General features: G+C 51.5%; 20 protein-coding genes and 1 CRISPR repeat array. Of the genes, 1 reads left to right on the forward strand and 19 read right to left on the reverse strand.

The genetic code is table 11. The features are described 5' to 3' along the window. Nucleotides 1–111 precede the first annotated feature (111 nt). The 12 genes from rpoS to cysD all read right to left on the reverse strand — a co-directional run bounded on the left by rpoS (nucleotide 112) and on the right by cysD (nucleotide 10,424). Entirely contained in the window at nucleotides 112–1,104 is a 993-nt protein-coding gene (gene rpoS / locus IX31_RS09095; RefSeq protein ID WP_034457446.1) for an RNA polymerase sigma factor RpoS, read from the reverse strand. Nucleotides 1,105–1,224: 120 nt separating this feature from the next. Then, a complete protein-coding gene (gene nlpD, locus IX31_RS09100; protein ID WP_241767195.1) occupies nucleotides 1,225–2,304 on the reverse strand; it encodes a murein hydrolase activator NlpD in 1,080 nt (359 codons plus the stop codon). A 305-nt stretch (nucleotides 2,305–2,609) separates the two neighbouring features. Then, nucleotides 2,610–3,236, reverse strand: a complete 627-nt coding sequence (locus IX31_RS09105) for a protein-L-isoaspartate(D-aspartate) O-methyltransferase (protein WP_034457448.1) — start codon at nucleotides 3,234–3,236, stop codon at nucleotides 2,610–2,612. After that, a complete protein-coding gene (gene surE / locus IX31_RS09110; RefSeq protein WP_034457449.1) occupies nucleotides 3,230–3,991 on the reverse strand; it encodes a 5'/3'-nucleotidase SurE in 762 nt (253 codons plus the stop codon). The genes IX31_RS09105 and surE overlap by 7 nt, the downstream gene beginning before the upstream one ends. A gap of 350 nt (nucleotides 3,992–4,341) precedes the next feature. Further along, nucleotides 4,342–5,388, reverse strand: coding sequence for a tRNA pseudouridine(13) synthase TruD (gene truD / locus IX31_RS09115; RefSeq protein WP_081908654.1), 1,047 nt, complete (start codon nucleotides 5,386–5,388; stop codon nucleotides 4,342–4,344). Further along, nucleotides 5,388–5,867 carry a 2-C-methyl-D-erythritol 2,4-cyclodiphosphate synthase gene (gene ispF / locus IX31_RS09120; RefSeq protein ID WP_034457451.1) on the reverse strand — a complete coding sequence of 160 codons (480 nt, stop codon included), beginning with the start codon at nucleotides 5,865–5,867 and terminating at the stop codon, nucleotides 5,388–5,390. Before ispF ends, truD begins: the two co-directional genes overlap by 1 nt. After that, on the reverse strand, nucleotides 5,867–6,577 hold the full coding sequence (gene ispD / locus IX31_RS09125) for a 2-C-methyl-D-erythritol 4-phosphate cytidylyltransferase (protein WP_034457452.1): 711 nt from the start codon (nucleotides 6,575–6,577) through the stop codon (nucleotides 5,867–5,869). Before ispD ends, ispF begins: the two co-directional genes overlap by 1 nt. Before the next feature lie 20 nt (nucleotides 6,578–6,597). Next, nucleotides 6,598–6,912, reverse strand: coding sequence for a cell division protein FtsB (ftsB, locus tag IX31_RS09130; RefSeq protein WP_034457454.1), 315 nt, complete (start codon nucleotides 6,910–6,912; stop codon nucleotides 6,598–6,600). 184 nt (nucleotides 6,913–7,096) lie between these two features. After that, complete coding sequence (locus IX31_RS09135) at nucleotides 7,097–7,420, reverse strand: DUF3561 family protein (protein WP_034457456.1); 324 nt, start codon at nucleotides 7,418–7,420, stop codon at nucleotides 7,097–7,099. Nucleotides 7,421–7,471: 51 nt separating this feature from the next. Beyond that, entirely contained in the window at nucleotides 7,472–8,077 is a 606-nt protein-coding gene (cysC, locus tag IX31_RS09140; protein WP_034457458.1) for an adenylyl-sulfate kinase, read from the reverse strand. Then, a complete protein-coding gene (gene cysN, locus IX31_RS09145; RefSeq protein ID WP_034457460.1) occupies nucleotides 8,077–9,504 on the reverse strand; it encodes a sulfate adenylyltransferase subunit CysN in 1,428 nt (475 codons plus the stop codon). The genes cysC and cysN overlap by 1 nt, the downstream gene beginning before the upstream one ends. Nucleotides 9,505–9,515: 11 nt before the next feature. Further along, nucleotides 9,516–10,424: a sulfate adenylyltransferase subunit CysD gene (cysD, locus tag IX31_RS09150; protein ID WP_034457462.1), complete on the reverse strand. Its 909-nt coding sequence runs from the start codon at nucleotides 10,422–10,424 to the stop codon at nucleotides 9,516–9,518. 395 nt (nucleotides 10,425–10,819) lie between these two features. Between cysD and IX31_RS09155 the strand changes: the two genes are divergently transcribed. Beyond that, nucleotides 10,820–11,863, forward strand: a complete 1,044-nt coding sequence (locus tag IX31_RS09155) for an aminopeptidase (RefSeq protein WP_034457464.1) — start codon at nucleotides 10,820–10,822, stop codon at nucleotides 11,861–11,863. Between the two features lie 229 nt (nucleotides 11,864–12,092). Next, a CRISPR array of direct repeats spans nucleotides 12,093–14,500; the repeat unit is 29 nt; unit sequence CGGTTTATCCCCGCTGGCGCGGGGAACAC. An 84-nt stretch (nucleotides 14,501–14,584) separates the two neighbouring features. Here the strand turns inward: IX31_RS09155 and cas2e are convergent. From cas2e to casA, 7 genes are read right to left on the reverse strand one after another with little or no spacing between them, the layout of a single operon-like run. Next, nucleotides 14,585–14,878: a type I-E CRISPR-associated endoribonuclease Cas2e gene (cas2e, locus tag IX31_RS09160; RefSeq protein WP_034457466.1), complete on the reverse strand. Its 294-nt coding sequence runs from the start codon at nucleotides 14,876–14,878 to the stop codon at nucleotides 14,585–14,587. A gap of 3 nt (nucleotides 14,879–14,881) precedes the next feature. Further along, nucleotides 14,882–15,796 (reverse strand): type I-E CRISPR-associated endonuclease Cas1e, encoded by a 915-nt coding sequence (cas1e, locus tag IX31_RS09165; protein WP_034457468.1) that lies wholly within the window; start codon nucleotides 15,794–15,796, stop codon nucleotides 14,882–14,884. A 2-nt stretch (nucleotides 15,797–15,798) separates the two neighbouring features. After that, on the reverse strand, nucleotides 15,799–16,452 hold the full coding sequence (cas6e, locus tag IX31_RS09170; RefSeq protein WP_034457470.1) for a type I-E CRISPR-associated protein Cas6/Cse3/CasE: 654 nt from the start codon (nucleotides 16,450–16,452) through the stop codon (nucleotides 15,799–15,801). Beyond that, nucleotides 16,452–17,186: a type I-E CRISPR-associated protein Cas5/CasD gene (gene cas5e, locus IX31_RS09175; protein ID WP_034457472.1), complete on the reverse strand. Its 735-nt coding sequence runs from the start codon at nucleotides 17,184–17,186 to the stop codon at nucleotides 16,452–16,454. Before cas5e ends, cas6e begins: the two co-directional genes overlap by 1 nt. Before the next feature lie 9 nt (nucleotides 17,187–17,195). Beyond that, complete coding sequence (gene cas7e / locus IX31_RS09180; RefSeq protein ID WP_034457474.1) at nucleotides 17,196–18,251, reverse strand: type I-E CRISPR-associated protein Cas7/Cse4/CasC; 1,056 nt, start codon at nucleotides 18,249–18,251, stop codon at nucleotides 17,196–17,198. 26 nt (nucleotides 18,252–18,277) lie between these two features. Then, the gene (casB, locus tag IX31_RS09185; RefSeq protein ID WP_034457476.1) at nucleotides 18,278–18,877 is read right to left on the reverse strand and encodes a type I-E CRISPR-associated protein Cse2/CasB; all 600 of its coding nucleotides are present in this window, start codon (nucleotides 18,875–18,877) and stop codon (nucleotides 18,278–18,280) included. After that, a complete protein-coding gene (gene casA / locus IX31_RS09190) occupies nucleotides 18,870–20,432 on the reverse strand; it encodes a type I-E CRISPR-associated protein Cse1/CasA (RefSeq protein WP_034457478.1) in 1,563 nt (520 codons plus the stop codon). The genes casB and casA overlap by 8 nt, the downstream gene beginning before the upstream one ends. Nucleotides 20,433–20,446 lie beyond the last annotated feature (14 nt).

The raw sequence follows: 20,446 nt of genomic DNA on the forward strand, positions 1-20,446 counted from the left end.
ATCGACCGACGAGATAGCGGCTACAGGGCGGATAAGCGTAGCGTCATCCGCCCTGAAAAAGGCATAAAAAAAGCGGCGACCTTAGTCACCGCTTTTTATTTGAAGAGTCGATTATTCGCGGAACAACGCTTCGATATTCAGCCCTTGAGTCTGCAAAATCTCACGCAGACGACGCAGACCTTCTACCTGAATCTGGCGAACACGCTCACGAGTCAGACCAATTTCGCGGCCAACATCTTCGAGTGTTGCAGCTTCATAGCCTAACAGGCCAAAACGACGAGCCAGTACTTCACGCTGTTTAGCGTTCAGTTCAAACAACCACTTCACGATGCTCTGTTTCATATCATCGTCTTGCGTGGTGTCTTCCGGGCCGTTGTCTTTCTCGTCAGCCAGAATGTCCAGCAGCGCTTTTTCAGAGTCACCACCCAGCGGGGTGTCTACTGAAGTAATACGCTCGTTGAGGCGCAGCATACGGCTGACATCATCAACAGGTTTATCCAGTTGCTCAGCAATCTCTTCCGCACTCGGCTCATGGTCGAGTTTGTGAGAAAGCTCACGAGCTGTACGCAGATAAACGTTCAGCTCTTTCACGATGTGAATCGGCAACCGAATCGTACGGGTTTGGTTCATGATTGCCCGTTCGATGGTCTGACGAATCCACCATGTTGCGTATGTTGAGAAACGGAACCCACGCTCTGGGTCAAACTTCTCAACAGCACGGATCAGCCCCAGATTCCCCTCTTCAATCAGGTCCAGCAAAGCCAGACCACGATTGCTATAACGACGGGCAATCTTAACCACCAGACGCAAGTTACTTTCGATCATGCGTCGACGAGAAGAAATATCACCACGCAGTGCGCGGCGGGCAAAATACACCTCTTCTTCGGCTGTTAATAATGGGGAATAACCAATCTCCCCAAGATAAAGCTGAGTTGCGTCAAGCACACGCTGAGTGGCCCCTTGTGACAACAACTCCTCTTCGGCTATGTCGTTATCACTGGGTTCCTCTTCTACGAGGGCTTTTTCGTCAAAGACCTCAACTCCATTCTCATCATATTCCGCGTCTTCATTTAACTCGTTAACTTTCAGCGTATTCTGACTCATAAGGTGGCTCCTACCCGTGATCCCTGGGCAAAGCACCTGGCACTTCATTCTTTAAGTCACATCTGCGTTACCGCGTTGATGCCACTTAAATCACTCTGCGCAGCTAAGTACTTTGCCGGCTTATCGCTGCGGTAAATAACGCAGCGGGTTGACGGATTTCCCCTTGTAACGAATTTCAAAATGTAAACGTGTTGAACTGGTTCCGGTGCTACCCATGGTAGCTATCTTCTGCCCCGCCGTGATTTCTTGTTGTTCCCGGACCAGCATTGTATCGTTATGGGCGTAGGCACTCAGGTAATCATCATTGTGTTTAATGATGATCAAATTACCGTAACCACGCAGCGCGTTACCTGCATACACCACTCGCCCTGAGGCAGTAGCAACAACAGCCTGGCCTTTGCTGCCTGCGATATCGATCCCTTTATTGCCACCTTCGGTAGCAGAGAAGTTCTCAATAATCTTGCCTTCAGTCGGCCAGCGCCAGGTTGAAATTGGCGCGCTATCGGACGTGCTGCTGGCAGTTGGTACGGTAGTCGTAGAGCTAACCACAGGTGCCGTAACCGGTGCTGTGACGACAGTCGCAGTACCTTTATTATTCGGCAACATTTTGTTAGCACTTTGTTCACCTGAGTCCTCAGAATACGTAATTACTGGCTTGGAAGCAACCACCGTGGTGGTATTTTGCGCAGCGATAGGCGCAACGCCTTGTGCGCTAGCATCTGCGGTGGTCACAGCATTTCCGCCGGTAATTGGCGTACCAGTAGAACTGCCAACTTGTAGGGTCTGTCCCACTTCTAAGCCATACGGGGCGGGGACATTGTTACGTTGCGCAAGATCACGAAAATCGTTGCCGGTTATCCACGCAATATAGAAAAGTGTGTCGCCACGTTTAACTGTATACGTGCTGCCGCCGGTATAGCTACCTTTAGGAATGTTCCCATACTGGCGGTTATAAACGATGTGGCCATTTTCAGTCTGTACTGGCGTTGAAACTACCGGCTGCGTTTGCATCGGTTGAATCATTGGTTGCTGTTGTACAGGCTGAATTTGCGAAGTCTGGCTTTGGGTGGACATTTTCGGTGGCTGGGTAATCAGCATTCCACCGGATGAACTACTACCGGCATTGCTGCTACCACCTACAGAACTGATAGGCGCCTGGCTGTTATTGCTGGTACAGCCAGCTAACCAAAGGCTAACCAGCGACAACGCTGCAATACGGCGTAAAGTAAAAGTTGGGCTTCCCGCGCTCATTTATCCCCCAAGAAAAACAATCATATGCTTATGAAAATACGGCAGAACTGACACTTATACCCATCATCCTTCAAGCTGCAGGGGTGGTTGGCTGTAGACGCTCACCCCAGTGACTTACTTAAGTAAGCTCCTGGGACTCTCATCCTGACCGCCTACCTGCAACTCGAATACTAATGGGTATACAACCAGATACCAAAATTCGCTGCGCGTTACGTTACGCCAAAACCCTTAGAAAAAAACAAGATATTTCCGGGTTATGCCAGCTCGCCCTTCACTAAGGGCACAAAACGAACGGCTTCTACCGTATCAATGACAAATTCCCCATTCTGGCGACGAATACGCTTCAGAAATTGCCGATCTTCGCCTACAGGGAGAACCAAAATTCCGCCTTCATCCAGTTGTGCTAAGAGTTCACTGGGAATCTCCGGCGGTGCTGCCGTAACAATAATAGCGTCAAATGGGCTGCGCGCATGCCAGCCCTGCCAGCCATCACCGTGACGGGTTGAGATATTGTGTAGATCGAGTTGCTTCAAGCGTCGTCTTGCATGCCATTGCAAACCTTTAATGCGTTCAACTGAACAAACATGATGCACCAGATGCGCCAGAATGGCAGTTTGATACCCGGAACCCGTACCAATTTCCAGCACACGACAATCAGGAGTCAGTTCAAGTAACTCGGTCATTCTTGCAACCATGTAAGGCTGCGAGATGGTTTGGCCTGAGCCAATGGGCAATGCCGTGTTTTCCCATGCTTTGTGCTCAAACGCTTCATCGACAAATTTTTCCCGCGGCACCTGTGCAATGGCCTCAAGCACTTTTTCGTCCTTGATACCTTGATTGCGAAGCTGTTCGAGAAGGGTTTGTACGCGTTTGCTTACCATTGCTCGTCCACTCCTGATTTGCTCAACCAGTGGCTAACCACCTCACGAGCGCTGTGAGCGGTTAAGTCGACATGCAACGGCGTGACAGACACATAGCCTTCATCAACCGCAGCGAAATCGGTATCCGGCCCTGCATCAAATTTGTCACCCGGAGGCCCGATCCAATACAGGGTGTTACCGCGTGGATCTTCTTGCGGAATCACTTTATCTGAAGGATGGCGGCTACCACAGCGTGTGACACGAATACCCTTGATTTGATCAAGTGGCAAATCAGGCACATTAATATTTAAAATGCGCCCGGTTCGCAGCGGCTCGCGCATTAGCGCGCGCAGAATCGTACAGGTTACCGCCGCGGCAGTTTCATAATGTTCATGGCCATTAAGAGAAACAGCCAGCGCAGGAAGACCTAAATGGCGCCCTTCCATTGCCGCCGCAACGGTGCCGGAGTAGATAACGTCATCACCCAGATTTGGGCCGGCATTAATCCCGGAAACTACCACATCAGGACCTGGACGCATTAACGCATTAACGCCAAGATAGACACAGTCAGTCGGCGTGCCCATCTGCACGGAAATATCGCCGTTTACAAGAGTGAAAGTACGCAATGAAGATTCGAGCGTCAGTGAGTTTGATGCCCCACTGCGATTACGGTCGGGGGCGACCACCTGCACGTCAGCAAATTCCCTTAGTCGGGTCGCCAACACTTGAATGCCCGGCGCATTAACCCCGTCATCGTTACTCAAAAGTATTCTCATATTAAATTTACAAAGCTTCTTTTATACGAAAAAGATAAAACCACATGTTGGCCCCTGATATCACAACGCTCTGCGCTTTTTTAGACTAAAAACGGCCCAACGTGTTGTTTTATCCCATTCTGCTGATTTTAGTGCACCTGTCATGAATTTGTTGCAGTTTTTGTAACATTCACCACAAAGCCTAACCCAAGAGGTTACTATACAATCCAATGTTGACTAAATCACCTGCTGTGGTCTGAGGATCGCGCCGAAAACAAGAGGTTGTGGGACTTGGAGAAGTAATGTTAATGCGGAGTTTAAAACAAAAAAAAGCGGGTAGTGTCATTACCCGCTATGAATGTGCTCTACCGTTACTCGGCAATATCCGCGTAACCGCCCGGCGCGTTCATTAATTCACGCACGACGCTTGTGGCAAAACTTCCGGCAGGCAACCAGAAATTCAACTCAACGGTGATGTCATCCCACCAGTTCCAGCTCAGTTCTTTAGGCATAACCAGCATCGCGCGGCGGGCCGCTTCAACACGTTCACGCACCAGTAACCCCTGCAAATCTGTTTCACCGGCAACACAATTTTGCTCAAATTCCAGCGCGGCATTTTGTGTACCCCAGGCACCATCACCCGGCAGTGGTGCGGTAATCAGTAGTTCGCCATTATCGACACGGGTTTGCAGCTCAGGCATTTCTTCAGGTGTTGCGACAAACCAGCTACCGCGCCCAGCAAGTTGCAGTGCATCGCCGTCGATAACCTGGTTAAAGTCGGGTTTCTTCAGCCTTTCGCTGACAATCTGGTTAAACATGGCGCTACGAGCTGCGGAGAGATAAAAACTGCGCTTATTACGATCGCGAATAGGCGCATTAGTTTGCGCCCAGCGCACAGCCTGGTGCAGGTTGTTTCCAGCAATACCAAAACGCTGGCTGCCGAAATAATTCGGTACGCCAGCATGTAGAATTGTATTCAGACGCTGTTCAAGCTCAGCACGATCGCTCACTTCACGCAGTACCAGCGTGAAGCTATTACCTTTCAGTGCCCCTAAACGCAATTTACGGCGGTGACGGGCATATTCCAGCACCTGGCAGCCTTCAAGCTCAAACCCGCTCATATCCGGCATCTCTTTACCCGGCAGGCGGACGCAGAACCACTGTTCGGTTACTGCATGCTTGTCTTTCTGCCCGGCAAAGCTCACTTCTCGGGCTGGAACCTTCAGATACTTCGCCAGTGCATCAGCAACAAAACGGGTGTTACAGCCATTTTTCAGGATGCGTAAGAGTAGTTGCTCACCGTCACCATCCGGCCCAAAACCCAGGTCTTCGATAACCACGAAGTCCTCTGGACTGGCTTTGATTAAACCGGTGCCTTGCGGCTTGCCGTGCAGCCAGGTCAGGTTCTGCATATCCATTATTTGCGCGCCTTATGCAGCAGAGCGACAGCTTCGCAAGCGATGCCTTCACCACGACCTGTAAAACCGAGTTTCTCAGTAGTGGTCGCTTTTACGTTCACATCGTCCATATGGCAGCCGAGATCTTCGGCAATAAACACGCGCATCTGTGGGATGTGCGGAGCCATTTTCGGAGCCTGCACAATAATCGTCACATCGACGTTACCCAATGTGTAGCCTTTCGCCTGAATACGACGCCACGCTTCACGTAGCAGTTCACGGCTGTCGGCACCTTTAAATGCCGGATCGGTGTCCGGGAATAATTTGCCGATATCACCCAGCGCGGCAGCACCTAACAAAGCATCCGTTAATGCGTGCAAAGCGACATCGCCATCCGAGTGTGCAAGCAGCCCCTGTTCGAACGGCACACGTACGCCACCAATGATAATTGGCCCAGGGCCACCAAAAGCGTGTACATCAAAACCATGTCCAATACGCATTATTCATTCTCCGTTTGGGTTAACCGCGTGAGGTAAAACTCCGCCAGCGCCAGGTCTTCAGGACGAGTCACTTTAATATTATCGGCGCGGGCGCTAATTAATTCGGGATGGAAGCCACAATACTCAAGAGCCGAGGCTTCATCTGTAATCGAGGCGTGTTCATCAAGTGCGCGCTGCAAGCAGGTTCGCAGTAATTCCAGAGGGAACAGCTGTGGCGTTAAAGCATGCCAAAGGTCTTCGCGATCAACGGTGTGAGCAATCAGGCTTTTGCCTGGCTCTCCGCGCTTCATGGTGTCGCGTACCGGTGCTGCCAGAATGCCGCCGATTTTGCTGGTCTCGGTGATGGCCAACAAACGCGCTAAATCATCCTGATGCAAGCATGGGCGCGCAGCATCATGCACCAGAACCCATTGCGCACTCTGCACGACATTCAGCCCGGCAAGTACCGAGTCAGCACGCTGTGCACCGCCATTTATCACGGTGACATCAGGGTTTGAGGCAAGGGGCAATGAGGCAAACCAGCGGTCGGTCGGGCTAATGGCAACAACGACATGAGCCACGCGAGGGTGAGCCATCAGGCTCGCCACTGCGTGTTCAAGAATAGTTTTATCGCCGATTTTTAGATATTGCTTAGGACATTCCGTTTGCATGCGGCTGCCGATACCTGCTGCCGGCACCACGGCAATTACGTCCGGGGAGGAGTCTGCCATGTAGATTCACTTACGCTTGATTATCGGTTGTTCTGCCCTGTAGTGTTGCCCAGGCGCTTAGAACTATCGGGTACCAGGCGGTAGAAGGTCTCACCTGGTTTAGTCATACTTAATTCGTTACGCGCGCGTTCTTCAATAGCTTCCTGCCCGCCATTAAGATCGTCAATTTCCGCAAACAGCTGATCGTTACGCGCTTTGAGCTTAGCGTTCGTCGCTTGCTGTGCAGTAACGTCGTCACTCACTCGCGTGTAGTCATGTACGCCGTTTTTTCCAAACCACAGCGAATACTGCAGCCAGACCAACAAGGCCAGCAATAGCAGCGTTAGTTTACCCATCCTGCCCCCTGAAAAACGGCACAATCATCGCACAAAATTTTATCGAGCTTCGCTCTGGGCACAAGGCGGCCCTTCGTATTTGCGGCAGAATTTATCACAGAAAGCGCCAACATGCGCGTTTGCAGGTGAGTTAGCGGACATGCAGCCATAAATAGTCTGTTACGGTTTGGCGAATATTTTAAGATTAACCCATCAGCCATAAGAATAGGATGCCGAACATTAGCGTTACGGCAAGCACCGTAGCAATGCAGCTAAAGATCAAACGGCCTTGTAAAAGAGAGTGCAGCGCAATTCCCACAACGACCGCTACAGGCAGCAAAGCGAGGAAAAATGGCCAGGTATAGAGGAAGAAAAACAGCGTGTTAGGGCCATAAATCAGGAAAGGAATACCCAGCGCCAATAGCCATGACAAAAAACCGATAAACGCACCGGCCAATGACCAGGTTGTCTCTTCGGTACCAGGGCTTGCTTCAGCCGATGTAATTGCCATGTTAGTGCCATTGCGCATAACGAATCCGTAAACCCTGCAAGCCAGGCACGTTACGCGCCTGGCAATGTCTTAGGTTTTGATAATAACGTTACGACGCAACAGGTCTAATAATTGGGCTATCAAATTTGTTACTAATTGTTCGCCGTCTAAGTGTATTTCCGGATTCACTGGTGCTTCATAGACTGAGTCAATTCCGGTGAAGTTACGTAACTCACCTGCCCGGGCTTTTTTATACAAACCTTTAGGATCGCGCGCTTCACAAATAGAAAGTGGTGTATCGACAAACACTTCAATAAACCGCCCTTCTCCGACACGATCGCGCACCATCTGGCGCTCAGCCCGATGTGGCGAAATAAAGGCGGTCAACACGACTAATCCCGCATCCACCATCAAGTTGGCAACTTCACCAACACGGCGGATATTTTCTTTACGATCGTCGTCGCTGAAACCCAAATCGCTACACAAACCGTGGCGTACATTGTCACCATCAAGCAAGTAAGTACTCACGCCAAGTTTATGCAGCGCTTCTTCCAGGGCACCAGCCACAGTGGATTTACCCGAACCGGAAAGCCCGGTAAACCACAGTACCGCACCACGGTGCTGATGAAGACTCTCACGTTGCTCAGCCGTTACCGGATGGGCATGCCAGACGACGTTTTCGTCGTGCTCAGCCATTACTTGCCTCCCAGCAAATCACGCGCACCCCAGTGTGGGAAGTGACGACGCACCAGTGCATTCAGTTCCAGCTCAAACGCACTAAACGCTGACGGCTCCTGATAAACCTCTTCTTGTGGCTCACGCACCATGCCAGCGCCCACGGTCACGTTGGTCAGTCGGTCGATGAAAATCAACCCACCAGTGACCGGGTTTTCCTGATACTTATCCAGCACCAGTGGTTCATCGAAGGTTAAATCCACCAGGCCAATGCCGTTTAATGGCAGGCTTTCTACGACACGCTGCGTCAGGCTGTTAATTTCGACCTGGTAATGAATGTTGTCGACACGAGCACGGGTTTTCTTCCCGGCCACTTTAATGTCATAGCTTTGGCCCGGCACCAGCGGTTGTTCTGCCATCCACACCACATCGACTTTTGCTGTCTGCACCGCAGGCTGCGTATCACTGGCATCAACCAGCAAGTCGCCACGGCTGATGTCGATTTCATCTTTGAGCACTAATGTGATGGCTTCACCCGCAGCAGCTTGTTGCAAATCTCCATCAAAAGTGACGATTCGTGCAATGGCAGACTCAACACCCGATGGCAGGACTTTAACGCGTTGCCCAACATTCACGGTGCCTGATGCCAGCGTTCCCGCATAACCACGGAAATCCAGATTTGGGCGGTTGACGTATTGCACAGGGAAACGCATCGGCTGTTGTTCAACGATACGCTTCACTTCTACCGTTTCCAGAAGTTCCAGAAGCGTAGGGCCGGTGTACCACGGCATGTTAGCGCTTTGCGTTGCAACGTTGTCGCCTTCAAGTGCCGAAAGTGGCACAAAGCGAATATCCAGATCGGACGGCAGTTGTTCTGCAAAGGTCAGGTAATCTTGTTTGATCTGCTCGAAACGCTCTTCACTGAAATCGACCAGATCCATTTTATTCACCGCCACCACCAGGTGTTTGATCCCAAGCAGCGTGGAGATAAAACTGTGGCGCCGCGTCTGATCCAGCACGCTTTTACGCGCATCGATCAATAAGATCGCCAGGTCGCATGTTGAAGCACCGGTCGCCATATTGCGGGTGTACTGCTCATGCCCCGGGGTATCGGCAATAATGAATTTACGCTTTTCGGTGGAGAAATAACGGTAAGCCACATCGATAGTAATGCCCTGCTCGCGCTCGGCTTGCAGGCCATCCACCAGCAAGGCCAGATCCAGTTTCTCGCCCTGCGTACCGTGACGTTTGCTGTCAGTATGCAGCGAAGAAAGTTGGTCTTCATAAATCTGGCGCGTGTCATGTAGCAAGCGGCCAATGAGCGTACTTTTGCCGTCATCCACGCTACCGCAGGTCAGAAAACGCAGCAGGCTTTTATTTTGTTGTGCGTGCAGATAGGCTTCAACGCCGCCTTCATCCGCAATTTGTTGTGCAATAGTGGTATTCATCTGGCGGCTCCTTAGAAATAACCCTGGCGTTTTTTAAGCTCCATCGAGCCTGCCTGGTCGCGGTCAATTGCCCGCCCTTGACGTTCACTGGTGGTCGAAACCAGCATCTCTTCGATGATTTCCGGCAATGTCTGCGCGTCGGATTCAACGGCACCGGTCAGCGGCCAGCAGCCCAGGGTACGGAAGCGCACCATTTTCTGCTCAATCACTTCACCAGGTTGTAAATCAATGCGGTCATCGTCAACCATCAGCAACATGCCATCGCGCTCCAGCACCGGACGCGGTGCTGCCAGATACAACGGAACGATTTCGATATTTTCCAGGAAGATGTACTGCCAGATATCCAGTTCGGTCCAGTTTGAAAGTGGGAACACGCGAATGCTCTCACCTTTATTAATCTGGCCGTTGTAGTTGTGCCACAGTTCAGGGCGCTGGTTTTTTGGGTCCCAGCGATGGAAACGGTCACGGAAGGAATAGATACGTTCTTTGGCGCGGGACTTTTCTTCATCACGACGAGCGCCACCAAAAGCGGCATCAAAGCCGTATTTACTCAGAGCCTGCTTCAGCCCCTCAGTTTTCATGATGTCAGTATGTTTTGCGCTGCCATGCACGAATGGGTTGATACCCATCGCCACCCCTTCCGGGTTTTTATGCACTAACAGCTCGAAACCGTAGTTCTTCGCGGTACGGTCACGGAAGTCGTACATCTCGCGGAATTTCCAACCGGTATCAACATGCAGCAACGGGAAAGGAAGCGTACCAGGATAGAAGGCTTTACGAGCCAAATGCAACATCACCGAGGAGTCTTTACCGATGGAATACATCATCACCGGATTGGCAAATTCGGCGGCGACCTCACGGATGATATGGATGCTTTCCGCCTCCAACTGCCGTAAGTGTGTAAGTCGTTTCTGGTCCATAAACATCCCTTAGCCGAGGTTTAGTACGGAGGGTCATAGAACCTCCCAGTAGGCGTGATTATTGCAACCAGTCTGGACACGGACAGCGCGGAGCAACCGCAACGTACACATAGCCCAGGTTCAAAATGGCAAATAAAATCGCCCTAATGGGACAGGTTCTTAGCCCACCGTTTAAAAATTCATTAGAGGGACTATACGGCTGAGGATTATTTGTAATGAAATTACGAATTGGAATGAGTAGTTCCACAAAGGAATAACGCCATAGAAATGCAAATCACAAAATGTGCTGAACCAGCGATTTAACGTGGCTTTCAGAGCAATTGAAATTGTGTAACGCCCATCACAGTTTCATACTATGCGGGCAAAAAATTTTCCTGGTTGAAAGGACCTCCACTATGTTTTCCGCAATGCGCCACTCGCTAACCAGCCTGGCGTTAAGCATTTGCTGTACCTTGCCCGCTGTTGCCAACACAACGCCAATGGGCAAAATTGCCAGTCAACAAACACGCCACATTGCTACGGTATTCCCAGGACGCATGACCGGTAGCCCCTCGGAAATGCTGGCCGCAGACTACATCAAGCAGCAATTTAGCCAGCTTGGTTACCAAAGCGATATTCGCCGCTTTAACACTCGCTATTTGTACACCACCAAAGATGGCCATCAGAGCTGGCATAATGTCAGTGCAAGTTCTGTCATTGCTGCACGTGAAGGAATTGAACCGCAGCAAATCATTATCATGGCGCACCTCGATACCTATTCACCGCTCAGTGATAACGATGTAAATAACAATCTTGGTGGTTTAACGCTGCAAGGTGTTGATGACAACGCTTCAGGGCTAGGCGTTATGCTTGAGCTTGCAACCCGCCTGAAAGATATTCCAACGCGCTATGGCATCCGTTTTATCGCCACCAGTGGTGAAGAAATTGGCAAACTCGGTGCGGAAGATGTTCTTAAGCGTATGAGTGCCAGCGAGAAGAAAAATACATTGCTGGTGATTAATCTCGACAACCTGATTGTCGGCGACAAACTCTATTTCAATAGCGGTAAATCAACACCAACAGCGGTCAGTAAACTGACGCGCGATCGTGCGCTAAAACTGGCGCGCCAGTTGAATGTTAAAGCCACGACTAATCCGGGCCTTAATGCCAAATATCCGAAAGGAACCGGTTGTTGTAGCGATGCTGACGTGTTTGATGAAGCTGGCATTCCCGTGCTTACTGTTGAAGCAACTAACTGGTCACTAGGCAAGAAAGATGGTTATCAGCAACGAGCGAAAAGCAAAGCCTTCCCGGATGGGACAAGTTGGCATAATGGATTATTCGATAACCAACAGTATCTGGATAAGTGGCTACCAACGCGCATCGAGAAACGCAGCCATGATGTGATGCGAGTGATGCTGCCACTGGTGAAAGAGTTGGCGAAAGCGGGGAAAAAGTGAAACAAAAAAGAGGGTGCAATTCACTACTGCATCTTAAAAGTGCCCCATTTCAGACCAAGTACCGCTTTCATTTGAATTAATGCAATAGGCCTCGCTGACAAGCGGTTCCGCTCGCTTTCAGATAAAGCTTCAATTTGCATTTTGGCGGGGTCCATCTGAGCTTTCGCCTTCTCATTTTTAGACGATTTAACCAACATTGCACTAATACCAGAAAAATACTCCCCACAAACAGGTGTTCCCCGCTCGCGCGGGGAACACAAGTCTTTCTGCTTGAAATATGGGTCGCCCATCGGTTTATCCCCGCTGACGCGGGGAACACAAGGCATAACCGGCGGCGTTGCTCATGATTTGCGGTTTATCCCCGCTGGCGCGGGGAACACATTCAGGCGCAGTATCGCGCAGAGGGCATTAACGGTTTATCCCCGCTGGCGCGGGGAACACCATGGCATGATGTACCGGGATAAATTCATCCGCGGTTTATCCCCGCTGGCGCGGGGAACACGACGTATCAACACGCATCAGCAAGACCCGATACGGTTTATCCCCGCTGGCGCGGGGAACACTTCTTTTTGCCCTTCGTTTTGATATAGGTAATCGGTTTATCCCCGCTGGCGCGGGGAACACCTATACATCGACATTAACCGCACGCGCGGCGGCGGTTTATCCCCGCTGGCGCGGGGAACACGAATCCCTGCACGCTCTCACTCATTCCGCTAACGGTTTATCCCCGCTGGCGCGGGGAACACGTGTTTTGAATTAGCGATAAGATCCCCTAGCTCGGTTTATCCCCGCTGGCGCGGGGAACACTTTATCGCTCAAGTGGGTCATGAATCAGGCGGCGGTTTATCCCCGCTGGCGCGGGGAACACGGAGTACGGGCATACGCCCATGTAGCTGATCTCGGTTTATCCCCGCTGGCGCGGGGAACACCAACAAACCTCCTGCCATATTCATTGCGCTATCGGTTTATCCCCGCTGGCGCGGGGAACACGCATTCTCGGATGGTTTTTTCCAACGGGATGCCGGTTTATCCCCGCTGGCGCGGGGAACACGTTAGCCACGCGGAGTGGTGCGATGATAAGCACGGTTTATCCCCGCTGGCGCGGGGAACACTAAGCGTTCGGGTTATGGGGGAATGTATCCCCCGGTTTATCCCCGCTGGCGCGGGGAACACCACTGTTCCGGTACCCGTTCCGTCAGCCCAACCGGTTTATCCCCGCTGGCGCGGGGAACACTTCCTGTAATGTCGTGAGACTCATGCGTCGTCCGGTTTATCCCCGCTGGCGCGGGGAACACGCAAGCCTCGATCACCGTGTCGACGTTGTGCGCGGTTTATCCCCGCTGGCGCGGGGAACACATTATCCCAATCCACGGCACGCTGATTAACCGCGGTTTATCCCCGCTGGCGCGGGGAACACTTTTGGTGTATTCAGAATGCGCAAAGCGCCGCCGGTTTATCCCCGCTGGCGCGGGGAACACAGCCGCAATCACTGACATGGCAGCCATAATCGCGGTTTATCCCCGCTGGCGCGGGGAACACCAGCGCCTGAACTGGATCAACACTTCCCGCCGCGGTTTATCCCCGCTGGCGCGGGGAACACTTCTACAGATAGTTTTCATGACATTTATAGCTCGGTTTATCCCCGCTGGCGCGGGGAACACAGATCTACAGTATTGACGAAGCATTTTGTGACCGGTTTATCCCCGCTGGCGCGGGGAACACGTAGATCCTCAGAAGAAAATTATTGATAGTCCCGGTTTATCCCCGCTGGCGCGGGGAACACGGCTTTATCAGCCACATCGGTCAGATTTTTATCGGTTTATCCCCGCTGGCGCGGGGAACACCAAATTCGAGCGTTCCAATTACGGATAGTGTGCGGTTTATCCCCGCTGGCGCGGGGAACACTATACGATTCTGGCGACACCGTGTCGTTTAACCGGTTTATCCCCGCTGGCGCGGGGAACACCTGAATTGATTGATCCGCCTGCATTTGCTCCGCGGTTTATCCCCGCTGGCGCGGGGAACACGATTTGTTTGTTATTGGTCATATATTCCATTCCGGTTTATCCCCGCTGGCGCGGGGAACACATTACCCGAGCCACCTCCACCGGTTACGCCCCCGGTTTATCCCCGCTGGCGCGGGGAACACCCCTGATTGATGATTTGAGGAACGAGCGCAATCGGTTTATCCCCGCTGGCGCGGGGAACACAAAGCAAGAAAGCACACCGCAAAGATGTAGCGCGGTTTATCCCCGCTGGCGCGGGGAACACACCTGCGCATTAGTCATGCCGAGCTCATGCGCCGGTTTATCCCCGCTGGCGCGGGGAACACGAGCCTCCGGGAAGTGATAAGTAATTTCACATCGGTTTATCCCCGCTGGCGCGGGGAACACATTTGAGCTTTCTAGGTGGCTAGTTATGTTTCCGGTTTATCCCCGCTGGCGCGGGGAACACGGTCACTGGTGTTAGTTGGCTGTGCGTGAGGACGGTTTATCCCCGCTGGCGCGGGGAACACACCTCAACTATAAAGCGTTTAAACCGCGTGGCCGGTTTATCCCCGCTGGCGCGGGGAACACATACTGGAAAGCAGAACCGGGCCACCCAGGGACGGTTTATCCCCGCTGGCGCGGGGAACACTCTAAAACTATATTACTGTTCTAAAAGGAATTTTTAAGACAAAAAAATTCCACCAACTTTTCTTAATTTTTAAAGAACTCTAACTCATTGATTCTCAACGGGGTAAAATGAAACTAACCTAAGCCCATCAAGATCCACCGGCATCCTTCTGTTTTCTCCCCATGTCTGGAAATCAAAACCGGACTCATTGTTAACTGCCCATGCCATAACAACATTTCCCTCATCAGCCAGCATCGTGATTTGCTGCCATATCATTTCGCGCACCTTGCGGGAGGTATCTCCCACGTATACACCTGCTCGAACTTCCAGTAGCCATACCGCAAGCCGTCCGCGCAAACGTGGGGGAACATTTTCCGTGACAATCGTTAACATACTCATACGTCACCCACGGTGCCCAATATCGCCTATTGATGAAGGCTCTGGGATAGCTGGAGGTTGCGAATCTGCAAAAGGAGCGGGAACATCGATTTCGCCCGCAGCAAGCACTTCTTCTATTAGTGGGATGAGCCGCGCCAGTGTTTTTTGGCTGCGGAAAACATCACGACAAGCGAGGCGAACTTCCTTGTCCGGGCTATGAGGTGTTTTTGCTGCGATCTCAAAGGCTACAGGAACTACTCCCTCAAATTTCACGATGTCTGCAATATCATAGACAAATGAAAGTGGTTTACCTGAATGGACAAAACCGATAGCCGGTGCATAACCCGCAGCCAGAATGGCCGCTTCAGTTATTCCATACAAACAGGAAGTAGCGGCGCTGATGCATTGATTTACCACATCCCCTTTCTCCCAGTCTTTAGGATCGTAACGTCGGCCATTCCATTTCACACCATAGCGCTTAGCCAATAACGAATAGGTCTGACGAACTCTGGCACCTTCAATGCCCCGTAACTGTTCGACGGATCGCCTGCTGGGGGCCGGTTCACCAAACCTCAGTTCAAACATCTTACGAACAACTTTCAGGCGCAGATCCTCATCCAGCGCCAGTTTTGCCTGATACAGCAATCGATCCGACCGAGCACCACCCGGCTGGCCACTGGCATACATACGCACTCCGGCTTCACCCACCCAGACGAGCAAAGTGCCCGTGGTTGCGGCCAGACGAACCGCTGCGTGTGAAATTCGCGTGCCAGGTTCCAGCATAATGCAGGCTATCGATCCCACCGGGATATGCGTACGTATCCCGGTTTTGTCGATCAGAACGAAAGCGCCATCCACAACATCTATTTGTCCATATTGCAGAAAGATCATTGAGGTGCGGTCTTTCAGAGGGATGGGTGATAAGGGGATGTAACTCATATTTATCTCCGGCGGATCAACATCAGTCCACAGCCCAGCGCTTTGCTTTTACCCAAGCCGTTCTTTAGCGTCTGCATAAAGAGTGGGGGATTCGTCACCGTCAGGCTTCCCGCAAAATCCACGGTTGTGAACGTAATGGGATGTTCGCCAGATTTACGCACAAAGCGCTGGCGCTGCTGGCCAACAATTTGTATTTCCTGCGCTTCAACAACAAAACCCCCTCTTTCGCCCTGTGCTTTTAGCCACGTAAATGCGGCCTTCTCCTGTAACTCCGCAATTTCATCCGGGGCAGCACCTTGCAATTTAGCCTGGTATTTTGCATCCATTAATACGTCGCTTCGTTTACCGTTGCGCGTCACTACCGGATTGGCCCGCAGGGCAAATGTGAGTTCCATCCCCTCTGCTAATTGCGGATCGAATGGCTTACTGCTGATGGAAAACAATGAGTCTTCGGCAAAAGGAGCGACATCCGAGAGCAGATAAAAACTCGCCCCTTGTGGGGTTGCCTCATGGCGGAATAAAAACCCTCTTTCATCCTGTTGAGTGAAAAGCTGCCATAACCATTGATGGCTGGCATAGGGCTGAGCAACCTGCCATTTTTGCCACATGGCAGGAGTCAATTTTGTTAAATCAAGTGATACTCGGGAAAGAAACATCAGCACTCCTCCGTGAGATAGCCGGAATGCTGTACGCGAGTGGTAAATTGCCAACGATTCCGGCTGACGGGCTGATCGCCGCGCTGTTGTGTGGCAAATTCAGATACGCCCTGTTGTTCGCCTTCCCAGACGCAAAATAACTGTGCTGAGCGGATCGCTGCCAGCTCTTCACAATTAAAACCGTAGTTGCTGTCTGCATAAGCCTTATGAAACACTTCCCCCAATGTTCCGTCGATAATCTGCGGATTCAGTGGCAAAGCGGGCGGGCAAGATTTTCTCCCCAGATATAGCGGAAATACGGGAGCCATTAACGCGCAAGCTAATTCATCAAGCGTGTAAGGTGCATCAGGTGTTTCCTGCACCGCTACGTGATAAAAGGCATCGCAGCGGTATTCTCGCGAAGTCAGCATCGTGCCAGGCTCTTCCGATGAGAGGATCAGTTCATCGCGTCGGGTGTAATAGCGGCGTTTGCGATTCTCTTTCGGCATCTGCACCGTGTGGTAATCACGCAACCATTGCTCACGCGGCGAAAGAGGCCTGATGGCAAAATGGTAGTGTTGATTCATGCACTGGAGCTGCTGCTCATTTTCGCGCTTAATACCCAGCGCTGCCGCCAGCAAGCCAAGCAGAGCAGAACGGCTGGGGATCGTTGCTGTGTGGCGAACTTCACCCACCGCAACCTCACCCCAGGAAACCAGCGGCGCATAGAGTTGAAAGATCAGATATCGGGACATCATCTCTCCTTACTGGCTAACAAAGTTCAGCAATTCCTGAAGTGTGCCGTCACCAGATTCCACATTCATTTCATACCGCTGTTCTTCATTACGCTGCCCGTAAGCGCGAGTGAATTTCTGCTGTTGCTGCTGCAAACGCGTTATTGCCTGAGCATGCTGATCTTCACCACGCACCGGGCTGAAAAATGCGACAGATAATGCGCGCGGCTGCTGCGTACCCTTTTCGGCCATGACATACGAAGCCCAGGCGCGGGAAGCAAAACTGTTTTGCTTACCACCAGGTGAAACGGTTAACGCCGTTTCGGTCAATGCTCTCAAGGTACGCTGGACCAGTTCTTCATTACCGTTAAGGTTTTCCAACAATAAATCGCGGCTAATGCAGATATAGCTATAGAACAGCGCCGAGGCGAAACCCTGCTCACCCATATGAGCGGAACCTGAATCCTTTTTGCCGTTAAGGTCGTCAACGGCGGTAAAGAAATCTTCCTCAACCGTTACTGCGCTGACTCCCAACGCATGTGCCACCTGGCAGGCCGCCTCTACGTTGAATTCAGGCTTTGAAGCTAACATGCGGCCAAAGAGTGCAATATCCACCGCCTGCGCATTCGCGCGCAGCAGGTTGAGCTCTTCAGGATTTGCTTCGCGATTCTCAGTAATCAGCACTGCCAGTAATTTTTGAATGTGCTGCTGCTCTTCCGGGCTGGCATGAACCAACTGTTCAATTTCAAGGTTTTCTTCTGCGCTGGCGCCTTTATCACTTTTCAATTTGCCGAACTGTTCGGCAATTTTCCCGGCGATTGAAAGCGCCATTTTTTCCGCAACACCTTCATTACGTAGCTGTTTATAGATTTCAGGCCCCAGGCGACGGGTGCGGGTACCGATATAACCACTTAACGCATCTTCAAAAACATCGGAAGTACGCCAGGCCCGTTTCAGGCTTTGCGACGAAACGCGCAGGCGCTCCACGCCGCCCATGATGGCGGTTTTTGGGCGACCGGTATCGTCGCGATTTAAATTAGATGGGGCATAAGCGGTAAGAATGTGAAGCTGAATAAACGTTGTCATGATAATTATTCCATTAATTCCAAAGATTATTTTTCGGTTGCCAGCAAATACTCGCTGGCCCAGCGCACACTGAAACGGTTAAAAGGATTACTGTCGACAGGCTGGTTTTCTTCCCGCTGCTGCCATTCACGCATCCAGAGGAAAATCCCGTCTGCTAACGAAACGATATTGATCCCCTTTTCACCCCTTAGCTTCACGGCACGGGTGAGTTGGCTGCACAATTCAGCCGGTGTTCTGACGGCGAGCAGACGATCAAAGCGCAAACGCGAAAGGCATGGAGTTGAACCATTTATCTTTTCGCCGAGCTGTCGCGCGAAACTTACTTTTGGCTCATCAAAACGTGCGTGGGCTACAACATAAGCAATCATTGCCAGGGCGAAGGTATCGCTCTGCTTCAGACGTGCGCTTGTAGAAAGTGACTGATTGAGTTGAAAAAATGCCGCCGTGGTTAACGCTCCAAAAGGCTGGGCACAGCGGCGTAACTCTGCACGCCAGGCGCGGCCATTCGTCGCAACACCCTGACGCTGATTATTGCGCTCCTGCAAAAAATCAAACCAACGACGCAGCGCCTTAGCAGCATCCGGATCGGTGAGTACCACCGGTTTTGCGGTATCGATGTCAAACATCCTGCTTCTCCTTGTGCTCTTGTGTTAACTGGAGCAACTCTTTTAAGCACTTCTGTTTAATGAAATTTTTATTAAGATTGAGTCGAGCGCGCAGAATACGCGTGAGATCGGCCACCTCGTCAGGATTGGTGAATGCACGCTCATCGAATGCATGGAACAGATAATCGCGCAATGAAGCCTGCCAAAGACGCAAAGCATCACGCGCTTGCGGGAATGTAGCCGACGGGTATTGATTAAGGGTTTTCCACAAATTGCTGAAATCGGCTTCGGTTTGCTGCCAGAAAGCAATATCAATGAAGCTAAAATCCCCTTTCGCTTCTTTTGGGGTCGTGAACCACGCCTCTTTTAGCGCGTAGCGCAGCAGCGGCAGAGTGCTGGTTGCAAGTTCAACAGCCGTTTGCAGCAGTCCCTTCAGTTCATCCTGATGAGCTTTTGGCAAGGTGGATAACGCCAGACGGTGCTCATACCAGCAACGCGCTTTGGCATTATCCATGTCATATCCGAAACACCATAAATTGGTCAGCTGTGGCACGGTATTCATACGAATAACTTTTGCCGGAAACGTGCAGTTGAGCTTCTCTTCCGACTCTACAACCAAACCCAGCCAGTCTTTGTACGCAAGCCCGCCAGGCTGCCCTTTTAAAGGGATCATTGGCGCACTGGCGTCTTTCGCAGCTCGCCGATAAGGTGAGAGAGGATGAATCCAGGTGTCGTATTGCACGCCATAGTTTTTACTGCGCATTCTGGTCAGCAAGGCTTCGTGCGTCTCGCCACATAAATCGCATATCCCCGACGTCGTTTGGCTGAAATCAATCTCAAGACGGCGCGGCATTCCCCAATAAGCCTGAAGAGGATGGGCATTTTCTGGCGTCACAATGTTTTTGGGGGTTTCGCTGCTGCGGGTCGCAGCCAGCCACGGGAAAATCAGAGGCAACTGCTCTTTTTCCCACTTATCACGTGCGGGAAAAACATTTAGCCAAAGCTTTCTCCACAACGCTTCATCCGTTTTTTGCGGAACCAATAGCGTAGTCATTGGCCCCCCGCCACGCATGCTGGTGCGGAACCCGGCTCCGGCAGCAGGAGAGTTGGTCTGTACTGTATACAAGGCCATTGCGGCACAGTGCGGGCAAAATTGTTGGTAAACACTTCGTTTGACGAAATGATCTTTATTGAGCTTTAGCGTATTTCCGCCCGGCGCATCCACCAACAACCCTGCAATCGATGAAGATTCAACGGGTAAGGTTTCTAAATCCTGCAAAAATGCCGGCTTTTGTGGACCGAAATTAAATGCCTCCGCAATCCTTTCCAGTGCGTTATGCCAGTCTGCTGGTGCAACGCCCTCTTCCCAAACTTCATCCCACTCCTCTTCATCTCGGGGCGGCGTCACGGTCTGCATCAGGCCAATCAGCAATTGATAAGAGGCCCCCTGAAAATCCGCACGCGGCCACACCAACTCCACAATGTCATTATCAAAAAGCTGCTGTGGCGATATTTTCCTGCGCTGCCCGGAGCGGTCGATAACGGGTAGCCAGGGGTCAGCGATCAGTGAAAACATAGGTTCTCTCCTGC

Origin of the sequence: Buttiauxella noackiae (assembly GCF_000737905.1) — a bacterium.
Lineage (GTDB): Bacteria > Pseudomonadota > Gammaproteobacteria > Enterobacterales > Enterobacteriaceae > Buttiauxella > Buttiauxella noackiae.